Annotated in this window: 15 protein-coding genes; 2 read left to right on the top strand and 13 right to left on the bottom strand. The window is 55.1% G+C overall.

Annotation, left to right across the window (positions count from 1 at the left end):
- Nucleotides 1-138: 138 nt before the first annotated feature.
- From RMR21_RS22720 to RMR21_RS22700, 5 genes are all read right to left on the bottom strand, one after another.
- Entirely contained in the window at nucleotides 139-477 is a 339-nt protein-coding gene (locus RMR21_RS22720; RefSeq protein WP_498672131.1) for a VOC family protein, read from the bottom strand.
- A gap of 89 nt (nucleotides 478-566) precedes the next feature.
- Complete coding sequence (locus RMR21_RS22715) at nucleotides 567-1,313, bottom strand: SDR family NAD(P)-dependent oxidoreductase (protein ID WP_498672129.1); 747 nt, start codon at nucleotides 1,311-1,313, stop codon at nucleotides 567-569.
- A gap of 45 nt (nucleotides 1,314-1,358) precedes the next feature.
- The gene (locus RMR21_RS22710; RefSeq protein WP_498672127.1) at nucleotides 1,359-2,096 is read right to left on the bottom strand and encodes an SDR family NAD(P)-dependent oxidoreductase; all 738 of its coding nucleotides are present in this window, start codon (nucleotides 2,094-2,096) and stop codon (nucleotides 1,359-1,361) included.
- 67 nt (nucleotides 2,097-2,163) lie between these two features.
- The gene (locus RMR21_RS22705; protein ID WP_498672125.1) at nucleotides 2,164-2,793 is read right to left on the bottom strand and encodes a VOC family protein; all 630 of its coding nucleotides are present in this window, start codon (nucleotides 2,791-2,793) and stop codon (nucleotides 2,164-2,166) included.
- 40 nt (nucleotides 2,794-2,833) lie between these two features.
- Complete coding sequence (locus tag RMR21_RS22700) at nucleotides 2,834-3,226, bottom strand: DoxX family protein (RefSeq protein WP_498672123.1); 393 nt, start codon at nucleotides 3,224-3,226, stop codon at nucleotides 2,834-2,836.
- A 165-nt stretch (nucleotides 3,227-3,391) separates the two neighbouring features.
- Between RMR21_RS22700 and RMR21_RS22695 the strand changes: the two genes are divergently transcribed.
- Together RMR21_RS22695 and RMR21_RS22690 are read left to right on the top strand one after the other, a co-directional pair.
- Entirely contained in the window at nucleotides 3,392-3,772 is a 381-nt protein-coding gene (locus RMR21_RS22695; protein ID WP_498672122.1) for a winged helix-turn-helix transcriptional regulator, read from the top strand.
- Nucleotides 3,773-3,932: 160 nt separating this feature from the next.
- Nucleotides 3,933-4,625: a tyrosine-type recombinase/integrase gene (locus tag RMR21_RS22690; RefSeq protein WP_498672258.1), complete on the top strand. Its 693-nt coding sequence runs from the start codon at nucleotides 3,933-3,935 to the stop codon at nucleotides 4,623-4,625.
- 5 nt (nucleotides 4,626-4,630) lie between these two features.
- On the opposite strand, the gene RMR21_RS22685 is transcribed toward RMR21_RS22690, so the two are convergent.
- The 8 genes from RMR21_RS22685 to repA all read right to left on the bottom strand — a co-directional run bounded on the left by RMR21_RS22685 (nucleotide 4,631) and on the right by repA (nucleotide 16,020).
- On the bottom strand, nucleotides 4,631-5,617 hold the full coding sequence (locus tag RMR21_RS22685; protein WP_498672119.1) for a restriction endonuclease: 987 nt from the start codon (nucleotides 5,615-5,617) through the stop codon (nucleotides 4,631-4,633).
- Between the two features lie 239 nt (nucleotides 5,618-5,856).
- A complete protein-coding gene (locus RMR21_RS22680) occupies nucleotides 5,857-9,411 on the bottom strand; it encodes an SIR2 family protein (RefSeq protein WP_498672117.1) in 3,555 nt (1,184 codons plus the stop codon).
- 38 nt (nucleotides 9,412-9,449) lie between these two features.
- A complete protein-coding gene (locus tag RMR21_RS22675; protein WP_498672115.1) occupies nucleotides 9,450-10,133 on the bottom strand; it encodes a PIN domain-containing protein in 684 nt (227 codons plus the stop codon).
- 5 nt (nucleotides 10,134-10,138) lie between these two features.
- Nucleotides 10,139-10,798 carry a hypothetical protein gene (locus RMR21_RS22670; protein WP_498672112.1) on the bottom strand — a complete coding sequence of 220 codons (660 nt, stop codon included), beginning with the start codon at nucleotides 10,796-10,798 and terminating at the stop codon, nucleotides 10,139-10,141.
- Between the two features lie 760 nt (nucleotides 10,799-11,558).
- Nucleotides 11,559-12,356 carry an integrase gene (locus RMR21_RS22665; RefSeq protein ID WP_498672110.1) on the bottom strand — a complete coding sequence of 266 codons (798 nt, stop codon included), beginning with the start codon at nucleotides 12,354-12,356 and terminating at the stop codon, nucleotides 11,559-11,561.
- Nucleotides 12,353-13,594: a plasmid replication protein RepC gene (repC, locus tag RMR21_RS22660; protein ID WP_498672108.1), complete on the bottom strand. Its 1,242-nt coding sequence runs from the start codon at nucleotides 13,592-13,594 to the stop codon at nucleotides 12,353-12,355. The genes RMR21_RS22665 and repC overlap by 4 nt, the downstream gene beginning before the upstream one ends.
- Before the next feature lie 155 nt (nucleotides 13,595-13,749).
- Nucleotides 13,750-14,745 (bottom strand): plasmid partitioning protein RepB, encoded by a 996-nt coding sequence (repB, locus tag RMR21_RS22655; RefSeq protein ID WP_498672106.1) that lies wholly within the window; start codon nucleotides 14,743-14,745, stop codon nucleotides 13,750-13,752.
- Nucleotides 14,746-14,829: 84 nt separating this feature from the next.
- The gene (repA, locus tag RMR21_RS22650) at nucleotides 14,830-16,020 is read right to left on the bottom strand and encodes a plasmid partitioning protein RepA (protein ID WP_498672104.1); all 1,191 of its coding nucleotides are present in this window, start codon (nucleotides 16,018-16,020) and stop codon (nucleotides 14,830-14,832) included.

Below are 16,020 nucleotides of genomic sequence, written 5' to 3'. Positions count from 1 at the left end.
GGAAGACGCAGCGTCTTCAAAACCCTTCTACCCATAACGACTTTGGAGCCCTGAGCGGACATGCTGCGACATCCACTTCCAGCCGTCTCGGTGCAGTGGCGGGATACGCGATCCTTATCCTGCCACTTCGCTCAGCCGCTATTCCTGAACCAGATCGAAGTTGTTTCCGTCTGGATCCGTCAGGGTCGTGTAGCGGATTTGCGGCAACTCGTTTTTTTGCACGACTATCGCGCCCAAAGCGACCAGGCGCTCTGTCTCTGCGTCAAGGTCGGACGTCTTGAAATCGGGATGTACGCGATTGCGGCCTTCCGCGATCGTCTCAGGCTTGAAGAACTGTAGTGGGAGCAGATCGGGAGGCGTTACCAGCGTGACGAGAACGCCATAGTCTGTGCCGATCTCTACTCCAAGAGCCTCGGCCCACCAGGCCGCGAGGGCCTGCGGATTGGCAGTGTCGATAGTGAGTCCATGCGTCTTCATTGTTGTCTTCCTTTTGATTGGGGTGAAGGCGCCGCCACGCTTCGCGCAAAGGCGCACAACGGTTTCAGGATGATCGCCGCGCGGTTGGCTCAGCGCCCAGCGTCGATGATTGAGCCACCATCGGGGGTGAGGCTGTAGCCAGTGATGAACTGCGCATCCTTGCTGGCGAGAAACAGCACGACAGGCGCGATATCCTCCTCCGGCGAGCCGAACCGACCAAGCGGCGTGTCGGGTGCGGGGATGTTGTTGGCTTCCGCGCCCCAGGTGTCGGCGACGGGCAGAACGTTGTTGACCGTGATCTTGTCAGCCCCCCACTCGCGCGCAGCCACGCGGGTTAGCGCGCGGACGGCCTCCTTCGCCATGTTGTAGGGCGCATAGGGCCGTAGGCCGGTGATCCCGGCCAATGAGGCGAAGTTGATGACCCGGCCTTCGCCGCTTGCCTTGAGATACGGATAGGCGGCTTGCATCGTGCGCAGGAAGGCGATGGGCCCCGTATCGAAATTGCGTTGGAGCTGCTCGACCGAAAGCTCGATCACCGACGACTGGACGACGGACGGGTCGAAGGCGTTGTTGACGAGGATGTCGATGCCGCCCCAGGTCGCGGCGACCTGTTCGATCGCAGCCTTGATCTGATCGGCGTCGCTGACGTCCGTCGGTATGCCCAGCGCCGTTCCGCCAGCGGCCTCGATTTCGGCCACGACCGCCTCCACATTGGCGGGCGTAAGCGACAGCACGGCGACCTTGGCGCCCTCGGCTGCGAACAGCTTGGCGGTGGCGCGGCCGATGCCGCGACCGGCGCCGGTTATAATGGCGACTTTTCCATTGAGACGGCCCATGATGTAATCCTTCAATGCAAGAGTATGGGAGGGGAGCGCCGCGTCTCAGCGCGCCGCGTCGATCATCATCCCGCCGTCGGGCGTGATGCTGGAGCCGGTAATGAACTGCGCGTCCTTGCTTGCCAGGAACAGGATGGCCGGCGCGATGTCGCTTTCCGGGATGCCGTTGCGGTCGAGCACATTGGGGAGCGGCGGCCTGTCGCTGCCGAAGGTGTCGGCGATTGGCATGATGTTGTTGACCGTGATCCCGTCCGCGCCCCATTCTCGCGCCGCGGTGCGCGTCAACGCGTGGACCGCAGCCTTGGCGATGCCATAGGGCGCGTAGTTGACCATGCCGAGCACGCCGCCCGCAGATCCGAGGTTGATGACGCGGCCATTGCCGCTGGCCTTGAGGTACGGATAGGCCGCCTGCATGGTGCGCAGGAAGGCAACCGGTCCCGTGTCCAAATTGCGCTGGAGCTGTTCGACCGAGAGGTCCAGGACAGACGAGAAAACGACGGAGCTGTCGAAGGCGCAGTTGACCAATATGTCGATGCCGCCCCAGGTCGCCGCCACCTTCTCGATCGCGGCCTTGATCTGGTCGGCATCGCTGACATCTGTCGGTACACCCAGGGCGACACCGCCCGACGTCTCGATATCGGCAACGACCGTGGCGATATTTGCCGGTGACAATGAAACGATGGCGACCTTTGCGCCTTCGGCGGCGAAGAGCTTGGCGGTCGCACGACCGATGCCGCGTCCCCCGCCTGTAATGATCGCTACTTTTCCGGTAAGTCGACCCATGATTATCTCCTTCTTGACTTGAGCGGACGATGCCGGGGCCAAATGCGCGTTTGGTTTTGAATTGGCCCTAGATCATCACCCGGGGTTCGAAGGGCGCTGCTGGTGCAAACTCGCCAGCACGGGCGCGGGTATGAAGCTCAAAGGGCGATGCGCCCTCTTCAAAGCCTGCAACCAGCTTGTCGGGATCGACAAAGACGCCCAGCGGGTTGCTTGCGAACTCTGGAGAGTTCCGGACGAACTCTCCAGAGGTCCAGGGATTGCCGAAATTATCGACGTTGATCTCGACGCTGTTGCCGTCCGGATCTTCATAATAGAAGGCGGTCTGAAGCCCGGCATCGGTGCACAGCACCGGCAGGATGCCCAGCCTCTTCAACCGCACATAGGTTCCAAGCAACTCATCGAGACGCTGATACTCGAAAGCGAAGTGCTGAATGCGGGGATGGCGCGAACGCTCGGCGTCCGCTTCGAGGCCTGGCAGCTCGACCAATGCCAAGCGATGGTTGGCTTCGTCATTGCTCATCCAGGTGATCTTGACCGGCGGAAGGTCCGCGTGACCCGCTGTTGCGGAGGGCGTGGCATGAACGATCGTCATGCCCAAAACCTGGCGGTACCATTCGATTATCGGTGCGACATTCGCCGTCGTCAGCCCGAGATGGTGCAGCCGCGGGTGAATGATCGTTTCTGTGTTAAGCAACATGGGAATTTTCCACTTCGTCGGTGTGTCGCGGCTTCGCACGTCATAACCCTAAGGCCTGGAGAAAGAGCGACGGCACGTCGCGCGCGACATTCTGGGTGGCGAAGGACGCAACGAGCAGTACCAGACCGATGGCGGCAGGTACCGCACCCTTGATGCTGCGCACGCCCAGGTGCGCGAGGCCGGACAGGATCAGGTGATAGAACATGCCGGCATATGCGAGGTCGCTGAGCGGCACGCTGACGCGCGAAAGGATTGCCAAGGGGCCGAGGATCTTCACTACGATCAGAAACGGCACGAGATTTGGTGCACTGTAACCGAGATCGGCCTGCGCCTTGACGGCAAAATCCCTTTTCACGATGTAGAGGGTAGCAGAGGACAGATACAGCAACGACAAAAGCGCCGTGCTTATCCAATAGGTATAAATTGCAGCCATGATATATTCCTCACCCGCCCCGACTTTGGGCGAGATGCGTTGAAATTTGCATTTTGTTCGCTGAGCGTTGCGTTGCGCCTGCAGAGCTTGTATCTAATTTGAAGCCTATGAACGAAATGCGCAAGTAGGATGAATTTCCAACACTAGGTATGGAAAACCAGACCAATGCCAGAGAATGATTTCACCATGCAGGATGAGATGCGGCGCGCCTTCGCGATGCTTTCGGGCAAATGGAAGCTCGAGATCATGTGGCTGCTGCATCAGCGGGTCCATCGTTTCGGCGAACTGCGCAAGGCGATCCCCGGCATCACCCAGCATATGTTGACCGCACAGCTCCGTGAGCTAGAGGCGGACGGTCTGGTCTCGCGGACCGTTTATGCGGAGGTGCCGCCACGTGTCGAATATGAGATGACACGCAAGGCCCTGGGACTTGCGCCCACCATGGAAGCCCTTGCAGCTTGGTGGGAAGAGTATGGCAAAACCCTGCCCGAGAAGCCCGCGACGCGGGGTCGGAAGCAGAACAAATCAGCCTCCCAAATCGACTAAACCTTCACGCGGTAGCGAGGAAGCAAAGCTGCTATCGGCGCATTCCGTTCAATAAGAAAGATTCCACTGATCCCGGGAGACAAAAAACTATATCATTACAAGGAAATCGATTGCGCCTAATCAAGTCGATCGACAAGACAGAATCGTTGCAGTGGACGGCATCATCGCCGGACAGATCACCGTTTCGGAGCCCCCTTTGACGTCGTCCACGATAAAATCCGCTGTCGATCGCCGCGCCGAGGAGCTGGACACGATTGCCTCCGTCCTGCCGCTCGAACGCCGCGACGAGCTCGCCGAGTTGTTGACCGACCAGGACATCGAGACACTGCGCCATCTGGTCAACCAGGGTATGGGCGACAACACACTCAGGGCGCTGACCTCCGACCTCGCTTATCTGGAAGCATGGGGGTTGGCGGCGACCGGCAAGTCCCTGCCCTGGCCGGCGCCAGAGGCGCTGCTCCTCAATTTCGTCGCCCATCACCTCGGCGAGCAGGATGATACCGTCTATCTCACAGGTCGGCCGGTCGATGCCCTTAACGCATGGATGACTACGGCAAAAATCGACAAGGGCAGTGTCTTCAGGGGGATCGGGAGATGGGGAACGGTTTCCAAGCGGGCGCTCGATCCTCAGTCGATCAATGCGATCCTCAAGCAGCGGGCGGAGATGGCTGGGTTGGACAGTGGGGAGTTTTCCGCTCATGGGCTAAGGTCCGGCTATCTGACCGAGGCTGCCAACCGTGGGATCCCCCTGCCCGAGGCGATGGAGCAGTCGAGACATCGGTCGGTGCAGCAGGCTTCAAGCTATTATAACAATGCGACGCGGCGGACGGGGCGCTCCGCACGGATGCTTTAGAACCCCTATAATACAGAACGCTCTTCTCTCGGTAAAAGCCATTCAATTATCTGCTTGAATTCTTTGTCGGCGCCTTCTCCAACATATCGAACGTGGAAATCCATGCTGGCCTGCTCAACAAACACTTCGATGCCGACGTCATCGTAACTTTCGTAACAATAGTTTCCAATGACGGAAGCATTGCCTTTAGTCAGCTTCAACGCAGCTGCGACTAAGGAATGACCATTCATGTCAAATTTCTGTTCGAAGATCCTGACCTTCTCGCATGAGCGCCATATGGGAATCGAAGTGTTTTTAAATTCCGCCATTTCTGAGACCATTGGCCGCCACACGACGTCCTCGGGTTCGAAGTCATTAAACGTCCGCCTGGTCCATAGAAAAATCAGTGCCCTATCGATCGCCTTCAATTTTGAGAACTCTTCGTCCTCCACAAATCCGAGTAGCGTAGGTACCGAAGGCACCAGATCACGGAGGTGCCAAGACCGCCGCGCTGCCATCACTACGGATTGGAGTTTACTACTAAAATACTTTTCAACTATGGCCGGATGGCGCCGAAGGATCTCTTTAAGTTGCTTTCCATCAACGACATGAATTTGAAAAGTGGATCTCTGTGTGATGCCCTCAAGCCAACGCTTTGCGGCCGTCGTCGGGTATGAGCTGATGAAGAAGACAAGATGTCGGGGGTTCTCGGCTAGGGCATGAATAAACTTCGAGGCTAGCAGCTCTGGCCTGACACCCTTTGAGTGATGCTTGCATTCGAAGAACCACGATTCATCAAACTCAGTGAACAAACCAGTGTCGACTGAGCGTTTGCCTTGGATATCCCGGCCGCTATCGGCGCCGCCGCGCCTCCATTCTAGGTTATGATAGCCAACCGCTTCAACTAACTCGTAGCAAAGTTCTTCAAATTGTTCGTGGTCGATGGTGCCGAAATCGATTTCTCCATGACGATCTATGACACCCTGATCTTTGCGTTGTCCATTTTTTGCCATCTTACAGCGAGCCTTCAAAATTCATGCGTAAATGTCCCGGATCCCAACCTCGGCCCTGGAGAGCGATGTGATTAGGCGTACAGAAATGTCCCCGTCGACGTGAAACATTCAAGGCTTTATCGTGCGTATCGGCATAAGGGTCGCCTGCCGGTTCACACCATAGTAAACCGACGCATCATTCAATTTCCTGAACGCTGACGCCTTCAGTACGATTGTCACAATCCTTCCTATTCGCCGCATCAGCGCGCCATCTGTCGCAAGCCTTGGTACTTCCTTGTGTCAATTAGGCCGGCTTCGTATGCCGTTATTCGATCAAGGATTTTCTGCAGTTCGAATACTGATCCAGGCGCTTTCTTACCAACTACCGCGGCGACAATGTCGAGCATTTTCGAAGGTGCGGAGCTGAAAAGTATTTCATCAGCGTTAGCAAGAGAGTAAGTGGCTGTTCCTTGCTCTTTGTCTTCGGGAACGATGAAGGGCTCGATTACAACAGCGGCTTCCAGAAAGGCCTCACCGGTAGCCCGTAAAATCTGAAGGAGCTTGAAGGTTACCGCTCCGCTCAGAAGATCCACATCCATTGGCCAGACGCCTTCAAAAACCGGGCCGACGCTGTTTCTCCAGACTGCGGTCTTCTGAGGAGGTGTGGCCCTTTGCATCTCAACCGCCAACTCATGGGCTACCGACTGAAGAACTGTCGCCCTAGTTTGTCGCAAAGCGGCTCTCGCTTCGATAAAACTGAGGTCGAAGCCCCCTCCCCCGCTCTGATTTGACAAAAGCATTGCTATCATCCACCCGGCGAATGTTCTCAAAACCTCATCACTGACGTCAGCGCGGGAAAATAGTCCTAGAAATGCTGCTTTGGTCACATTGAATAGAGCTCCGCCCCCGATGTGTCGCGCGTATTGCCTGGCAGTCCAAACCGCGGGCGCGTCCGGGCTTGACCAAGCGAAAAGCGGCACGAGTTTGGCGGTCGCCCAGATCGGGGCACGCTCAAAAATGAAATTCACCTCGATCGAGAGCCGTATTCGGGCGAACTGTCCTACCCTGCCCGTCATGTCGATCAGTGCTGCAAGACGAGGTTCAATCTCATCAGAGAAAAGTGGATCTGTTTCTGCCACCGGCATCAGCTGCACCAGGATTTCCGCAAGCTTGCTCACGGGATGGCCGAAAGACTCTTGGACAACCGCTTCGGCGGAAAGTGCAACTGGAGCGTCATCGACTTTGATAGTTATGAGCTTGTCCCAAAGATCCCAGCGATAGGCACCCCCATTTAGGAGCTGTGGGGTGCCGAGCCAATCAGCGGCGTACCCGCTGATCTCACCTAAGTTCTCCTCAGGCCATTGCATTAGAAGATCGCCGACTTTGAGCACATCGGTGAGAATCTTTTCTTTCGTGATAGATAACAAAAAGGCCTTCCACGCACCGGCTTTCCATCGGTCCATGGCGGCGTCGTTGGCTAGCGCGCGGAGTGCCCGGTCTGGATCACGTTCGCAAACATGTCGCCAGCTTTCCCCTTCCTGCACTCGTCCCCCGGCGTGCTCTTGGAGCGCCACAGTCAGAAGTTCACTGTCTGGAACACCAACGAACTCTTCAAGCTCGTCTGATGAGACTCCGGAGCTCATCTCAAACCATCTATGGAAGCCGGCTTGCGCCTGCGGTCTCAGGCGCCATTCCGGATGGCGTGTTTCAATTGACGCGCACTCATATCGAGTCTCTTGGGATAGAGCGACGCCGTCCCGGATGAGGTTGCCAATTACGTCGTATCTAGACCTATCGACATAGAGAGAAACATCGGCATCTATCCGAAACCACTCTGGCGGCGGCCCCTCTCTGAGACGTTGCTCGATAACTAAACGTGTATTTGTATCGAGGTCGGTCCAGCGATCAACTAGTAGACGATGGACCTCAACGGCTGCGCCCGTCAAAAACAGTTCCCCGGCAGGCAAGGTCAGTAAGACTTCCTTAACCAGTATGGCGTCGATCGCTGGATGCCGGGCCGCGAACATAGCGAGACGACGATTGATCAAATAAGGGCTCCGGAGCCACCTCGACACGAACTCAACGGCCAGTGCCGGCCGTTTGGTGGCAAGCCGCAACCAAACTTCTGCGATCACCCGAACGATTGGGAGAAAGCCCTTACGATAGCGGTTCTGCGGATGATCCGCTACCGACGCCACATGCATGTCAACGACACCGAAACCGCGGTTGCCGTCAAGTCCTACATCCGCCGCGTCCGCTACAGCTCGGTCGAGAGCGTGAGTGAGCGAGTTGAGGAGATCTGCATCCACCTCACCAGCGTGCTGGGTTGACCAAGCGTCCAAGACCTCATCGACTGCAACGTCGTCCTCAGGCTCATATTCTACCCGCATCAGATCGTGAACGGAGTTTGGGGTATCGTTCACCTCGTCGCTGAGCGTGAAATGCTGGGAGATTCTGATCTCTGGCCGCAGAATGCCAGTCAGCCGTTCGATTGTCTCGGTCGAGGTATCGAGTCGTTTCAGTACAGGAAGAAGATCATACCAGGCCGACACATGCGACCGCTTCACTTGCCTCATGTGTCGCACCAGAAGGGCCCAACTCTTCCGAAGGAGCGGCGGTAAGTTTCCCTGATATTGCTCCAAGTTGTAGGACAGTGCATCTGCTAGAGATGGGCCGAACATACGGAGCTGAGACACGACCTCGACGATTGAACGTGCCTCATGAAGGTTCTGCCTCAACCAACCGGCCGACCAGCGGTCGTCATAGCGGATCACATCCAGCTCTATAAGAGTCGGAAGCCAGGCCAGTGAGGGGTTAGCGGTAATCAATAGAGCGGGAACGCTTCCCCTGCCCCTCAGTGAAGAAAGTTGCGATTTATCGAAATCTGACGCATCGCTTGGGAGCTTTCTGAAGACGCGCGTTATAATGTCTCGCTCGAATTCGAGTGGGCGTTCCGCATAGTTCCCCCAAACTTGTAGCGTGTCGTAAAGTGCCTCATGGGACACGAATTCGACGGGGATAACACCCTTTGCTCTCCATTGTGCAGCAGAGCCGGGCGTTCCTCTTTCCAAAGCGTAGACCTTCTTCAGATCCGGAAATCGCTCCCGATCAACGTCGAGCGTCTCCAGAAGGAGACGAAGCGCCGCGTCTTCTGCCCTGTAGCCAACAAGGACCAGAGTCGCGGTGCGCATGCGGTCTTCAACATAACGTGAGGCCCATCCGTCCCGCAGGTACGCGTCACCAAAATCAGCACTCGTAAGGATTAGCTCTGTTTCCGGAAGTTCAAGAGCGGAATCGGCTATTCGACCATGGAGGTGATGGATCCCATAGTCACGCGGACCTCCAGGCTTTGGGAGACCTTTCACGGCTTCGCTGCGCCATTCTTCCTTACGGTCCTTTGCCGCTCGTTCGAACAGGGTGTCGAAATTCGTTGTGAGAACGCGGCTACGGCCTTCCCTATCGCGAGACAGTGCAAGCACTGCTTCATGGTGAGGGAAGCGAAGTAATGGAGGAACTTGAAGATGCTTCGCACAGGACGTTCGAACCGGAGATCGCTCGCTACCTGGTCGCCGCACGCGCTTCTCAAGAGCGCGGAGAGTACGATCAAATTCGTTCTTCCTGAAGGAATCAAGCTCAGCTGGATCGTTTTCGTAGGCCTCCCCGAGGTCCTCGTAGATCTTAAGGGTAAGCTCGTTGAAAAGCGGAAGGTCAGCTCCTTTCGAAATTCCAGCGCCACAAAGGAAAACAGCGTCGCCGGAAAGCACCGCCTCAACGAGCTCGTCTGGAATTTCGGCCTCGCCGTCTATGAACTTCAAAGTACTCTCCGTCAAAAGTTTCAGGGCGTCGCCAAGAGTTACAAACCAAGTGCATGCAGTGCTGCACCAGCTGTTGGCGCATATTGAATCAAGGACGGCCCAAAATCCTCGGTGATTTCATGCTTCAATATCCTCGCTTGGGTGAAATATTCCAAGGTGTTTGACGACAGGAATATGAATGGAGCAGTATTGCCTCCTGCACGTAGTAGCCGTCCCGCTTCTAGATAGGTCTCAAATATCATGCAGTCCTGCCAAGTATCCTTCCCCCGTTGTGCCGGAGCGCGGTTCCCCCGCACCCGTCCGAAAGCGCGAACCTCCGTTTGAGCGTCGGGTAGAAGCAAATGGAAAGTTGCAAACCACCTCTCTAAGTCGGCACGCGCGCGGTCGACGTGATCGTCAAGATGGGAAAAGTTGATCTCATTTGGAGACCCGAAGACTGCGGTGATCTCCGATACTTTAATGAACTGCCTCCGCAAACGCTCAATGGCTTTCGCAGCCTCGTCCTGAATACGCTGGTCATGTAAAGCGAATTCGATTTGCACCTGTTGCGCGATCAAGCAGGATAATCGGCCGTCAACAGACGCTTGGATCAAGCTCAAATAAGCCTTACCGTCGGAAGCGCGAACTGCGTCTCGCGTTGGGTCTCTAAAGACATCAAGGATTGAGCATGTGTCGATGCACAGGGTAGGCAGGTTCTTTGAAGCCAGCTGAACGTCATCCATGGCTACTAACGATCTTCGTCAGAAAATTTCAGAAGCGCTCGAGCGTTTTCGTAGTCACCAGCGAGTTGGTGAGCCGTTTCCTCGTCCCAGCCCTCTGCCTCATGCAGCCACCTAAAGAGCGTGCCGGGGTCAAGCCGCTCGTGTCTACGGTGAGCCGCAACGATGAAATCGAACCAGCGTCTTTGGTCGCTGGGATGGCTCGCGCCAGTCGATTTATTTGCAGCGCCAGAAAATCTCTTAAGCTTTGTCCCCACCTCGTCGGAAACCCAATCGGCCAGCGCTTGCCGAGATTCAGCCGCGCGCAATTCGAATCCCAACCGGTTTGCTATCGGCTGGGCGATTGCATCGATAAACTCTTGGAGAATTGCGTTGTACTCGCCCTTCGTGAGGGATCCAAATGCTAACGGCACGACGTTTGGCACGTAGTATCCGTCTGGCGTTTCCCAAAGCGTCAAGCCAGCGGCTGGGTGATCGTTGTTCGCGGCACAACGGAAAAGCACGACGTCCGCATCAGTCAGTGCGCTGCTTCTCACTTCCTCTGATCGCTGTAAATCCACGCCCCAGTCCCCGGATGCGGCGGTTATAAGCGCGGCCCGCAACTCTTCGCGTTTTTCAGAGGGGCCATGGAGCGACATATCTCTAAACATTTCGATTTCAGCGGCCATTGTTACTATCCTTCGCACCCGATCATCTAATTACGTCTAGTCACGAGAGACCGACAAGCATGATCCCGTATAGTTCTCAGCCGGAGGCTTCCATCATTGGGAAACTCGTTCTCTCGAAATACCGATGAGGTGTTATGGGGCCATTTGATTGATTTGCCTAAAGGCTGACTTCGACGATTTGCCCGCTGGCTAGCGGATCCGTCGTTTAGCTTTGGCTACCCGTCAGGACCCTCTCTCCAGTTCATCAGCTAATCCTTCGCGGAGTTGAAGATCGAGACTGACTATGGGCTTGATGACGATTTTCGAGTCTGTTCAATCTAGGTTTGCAAGACGGCAAGTGCCAATCTCGCCGACCCGAGGCACCCACTAAAGAGTGTGTTGCCAGCGACCTTGCTGCACGAGAGAACCTCGAAAGCAGGAGCTCTGCTATCTTCACCACTGTCTGGCTGGAAAAAATTAGTGAGCGGCTGACCACCTGCTGGTTGGCAACTCGCGTCTAAACCAATGGAGTGGAAGTCGTACGTCTTGAGGCCCTGGCTCCGACCGTCATCATTTGCACCCTTCCTCCACGTTAACATTATGTCTCAAATCCCATAACCCTATGAAACTAATCAGAAAATGACGAAAAAAGACGGCTGACAAGTTTTGGCTCTGCTGCTCGCTACTTCTACCTCAGGGGCGACCTGATCGTGGGGGCAAATGCGACTGTTCTATGCATATGACTAAAGCCTATCCACCTCTTTGGGACAAGCCTCCGCTCTCATGAATGTTTTTCATCGAACGATGTGATCGCGGCCGTTTGCTCCGCGACTAGTTTTATAAACGCATAGAATGCCACATAACAAAGATCCCGCTCGATTTCGAGCAATAGAGCGACTTTTGAAATGCTGAGAGGCTCATTGCCACCAAATACATATCTCACTTTACCATCCTTGACCGTCCGTTGGACGGTGCTGGTGATACCCAGTACAAATCGGGACGAGAAGCCATGATTATAGGCGTTCCGAAAGTCATCAGACGCAGCCTTGAAGGCGGAGCCCCCGATTGCTTCCACTCGAACCTTGAAAGCGCTGAACTTCCTCCAACCAGCGCCATAAGGTTGAATATCGTTGAGGTAGAGGTTCTGTTCGGGAAAGTCGTCCACCCAGACCTTCGATTGCCTTGCCTGGTTTGCCTGATGGCACAGGTGCCCGGAAGCGAAGGCAAAGCGTGACTTGATCGCATAGGGTTGGCCAAGCGCGACCGTACCTAATGTGTTCAGGAACTCGTGACTCACAGCAAACTTTTCGTCATTGTCGAGCTGGGAAATGATCTTATCCCACGCACGCAGCCGGTCCACGTGATTAGTAAGATCATTTATGATGTTTGCCAACTCGGTCGCGTATTCGCCAAGCATGGACCTGTAGGGCATCCAAATGGCACCCAGTGGATTTGGCAGGGTCCACCAATGATATGGCATTGATTTGCCTCCAGGTGCCGTTGCATCAATCGTGTCTCGAAAGCGTTGATATACTGCAACAAGTTTATCCGAGCGGTTCTGCGTAAAATCATCGGTCACGCAACAGCACTCCCTTCACCATTGGACCTCAAGAGCGACATCAGCATCGGCCCGAGCGAAAACTCTCCCTGCTCCGATCTTTTCGTCAAGTCTCGCAGATAGCCACCAGGCGAGTTTATGAAATTCGATCGTTCGAGAATGCACGCCATCGCTACCGCTGCATTTTCAGGCCCCATCGCACAGCAAGCCTCCTCGTAGGCTGACGGGCTAACGCCCAACATCGAGCGGACCACCACGGCCGCGGTCATCAGCTCCCGCCAATGTGCAATACCGCCTACGGGACCGTAGTCAACAATCTGCGGGCAAGCCCGAAGGACCATGCCCAGCGGGAAAGCCTTTATTTTCTCGAGTTTAATCTTAGTCTTTGCGCCCGCCACACTCCTTGCATTCGGCTCTTCCGGCACGTTTGCGCCCTGCTCTTCTTCGGAGCTAGGTTCAATTTCATTTATAGATTCGGATTTTGAACTCTGTATGTGCCGATCATTTGGACCGGCATTGCCATGCATCAAATCAGATTCTACCTGCATCTCCAACATGTTGATGACTTCTTCACGCAGAAGCTCCATCTCTCCAAGTGTTGTCTCGACCTGGTTTCTGTCTGGGTGGCGAGGATGGCGGCTAAGAATTCCAACGTATATTGTTTCTACATGCCCCCAATTGCCAGGGGCACCTTCCTCGATCGCAGCTGTAATCAGTTTGCGGACGTCTCGACGGCATATCGTAAGCGTTTCTTTTGACCGGCGAAACCGCATCCGCTCCGCTGCGACGTCTTGGGCTAGTAAGGCTAGCTCGGTGGACCGTGTGAGCAGCGGGCTCAGATCGAACCCGTAGGCTTTTTCGATTTCACCATCGCGACTGCGATGTGCGTAACGTTTCCCGTTCGGACTATCACGACGCAGGATAAGTCCAGCATCGACGAGCGCGCCGAGCTGGCGCCGCAGTGTACTTTCCGTGATCCCATGAGCGCGGACCGACAATTGCGCATTGGATGGGAATACAACAAGCCCGTTCGAGGCGTCGAGCTGTGTATCAGGATAAAATGTCAAAAGGGCATCGAGAACGGCAATTGCTCGGTCCTGCAGGCCGAAGCGCTCCCTCGTTTCGCACACATCGCGAAAGACCTTCCACTTTTCGACACGCGTGCTTGGTGTTGATGCCGCGATCGCTAATTGCTCTTTCACCAAAGCAAGCTTCGCTGGCCGCCGCCCAAAGGGCGTCGTTATATGTCCCGTATGCATTTTTCTTTCACCTTTCTTCAGGCAAAGGAAATTCGCTCACCAAATCGGTGCCAAGACTCTTGACTGTGATTCCGGGAAATGCGATCCTCAATCCTGCGAGAGATACGAGAGAGGCTTCCACGGTTTACCGTTTGGGGGCCTTTTTCTTTTGCTGTTCAGTCTCCGTTGTTTTCCTGCTTCGACCCTCTGTACTCGACGTACAAACGATCCATGTGGGCTGAAAGCCACTCGCTGAAAGGTTTAGCTTCGACATTCGAGAGTTCGATCGCAACTTTCTTCGATTTGGCATTCATTACGAATTTCAGCGAAGAGTCAGTCGACGTCCAATCCTTCACGGACGAACTGATCTTTGGCTTCTTGGCAACTGATTTGACTTTGTAGCGCTTTAAAAAATCATGCAGTTCATCAAACCGCTCATCCTCGGTCAACTCCATGAAGTCGGCGGTTTCCGTATGCTCTGTGGCTACCTTCGAAAGAGCAGGGACTAGAAGCAGTTGACGGAGGCTCAGCCACCTATCGCGTCCTATTTTCTTGGATGCTCCTAGCGCCTTGAGGATCGAGGCCGGGACAGCTTCCACGACACCCAGCATTTTCGATAGCATCGCCTCGTCGATCGCAAGCGACGACCGAACCACGTCCTTCGTCATTCCAGACTCAATCAGGTTCTGTGCGAAATATGCACGCTCTATGAACGACAGGTTGGAGCGAGCGGAATTCTCCTGTCCCTGTGCAATAGCGGAAGTAACATCGTCCAGTTTCTTGACGACTGCCTTGACCGAAATTCCAAGCTCTCTGGCGACCTTGAGACGGCGATGACCGAAGACAACCATGAAGCGTTGGCCGTCTGATGAGCTGGGGCGAACCAGAATCGGCGTTATCTGGCCGGATTCCTTTATCGCCTGCTTGAGCTCCTGGTATTCGTCGCCATCGTCGGAAAGGCGATCGGCGACAAAGGAACCGTCAATTAACTGCGGGTCCAGGTCGACGATCACCTCGCCCTGCATCAATTTCTTGCTGTTCTCTGCCATATCCTCGATCGACCGAACGACGGTCTTAGCGGCCCCTGTCATGCCGTATCCAGGTTTTGTCGGCGTCTGGTTTGACGCGATTGACGCCATGTCCAGTTTTGCAAAAGGATTTTCACGCGCCATAGCCAGCCTCCGAACTCGCTTTCATCTTCGACAGGGAATTGATATCGTTCACAAATACCGCTGAAAAAACGGCTGACAAGTACGTCATTTGCGCCCCCATGCGCCGTGGATCAATTCCTGGATTTCACCATTGGCCGCGTTCAGGCTCTCCATTGCCCGATCATAGGTAGACCGGACGAAATCGCCTCGCTCCACCTCGTACAGTGTTTGCTTTTTTATTGAAGCGTCAGAGATGGCCGTTGATTTGAGCACATGATTTCGCAACATCTGTTGGGCGAACATGGATTGCATGAACCCGACCATCTGTGCCTGGGGGATGTCGGTCGGTTCGAAGCGCGTCACGAGATAGCGGAACCACTCGACACGCATCTCGGCGCCCGCCTCGGCGACCGGACCCATGATACCGCCCAGCATCATCAGGAATTGGCTCATTGACATGATATCCAGCATCTGAGGGTGGATCGTGATCAGAATGCCTGTAGAGGCCATGAGCGCCGTGATCGTCAGATATCCAAGTTGTGGCGGGCAATCAATGACCACCACATCATACCTGTCGTCCACCTGCTTCAGCGCATTGAAAATGCGCATATAAAACAGCCGGCCGTCCTCACCTTTCTTGGAGGATATCGCCAGGGGGACATCATATTCGTACTCCTGCAGGACCAGATTTGCAGGCACCACGTCAAGACCAGGGATATTGGTTGGCTGTATAACGTCTGCAATAGATTTCCGCTCCTCATCGAAACGAAGAGCCTCATACAGGGACGCCGTATCATCGAGTTCGGGCTGGATCCCGAAAAGGGAGGTGAGGGATGCCTGAGGATCAAGGTCGACCGCCAACACACGATGGCCAGTAAGAGCAAGGTATTGCGCGAGGTGTGCGGCAGTAGTTGTCTTGCCGCTCCCGCCTTTGAAATTTACGACCGAGACGACCTGCATCGGTTCGCCTTCGCGTCGCCGAGGAACGTAATACCTTTTGTCAGATTTCTTATTGGCCTCAAGATAGTCCCGGAGTTCCAACATTTGATCAGCCGTATAGTAGCGGCGTCCGCTGACCGACTCTATCTCCGGGCCCTTTCCGTCAGAATGAAGTTGTCGGAGGTGGGTCTGGGTAACCCCCATAAAATCCGCGACTTCCCCTAGTTGGAATTTACGAAGCCCTTTGCGAGCATCAGGAGGATACTGCTGGCTGCGTAACATATGCAACGCGTTGGAGATCTTGGCACCCTGCTGGGCAATCTCAATATCAAATCTGTTGGGCAGCGAGTTGCTCAT

The sequence above is a fragment of the Agrobacterium sp. rho-8.1 genome, assembly GCF_033957725.1.
Lineage (GTDB): Bacteria > Pseudomonadota > Alphaproteobacteria > Rhizobiales > Rhizobiaceae > Agrobacterium.
This window is presented reverse-complemented; position numbering and strand designations above follow the sequence as displayed.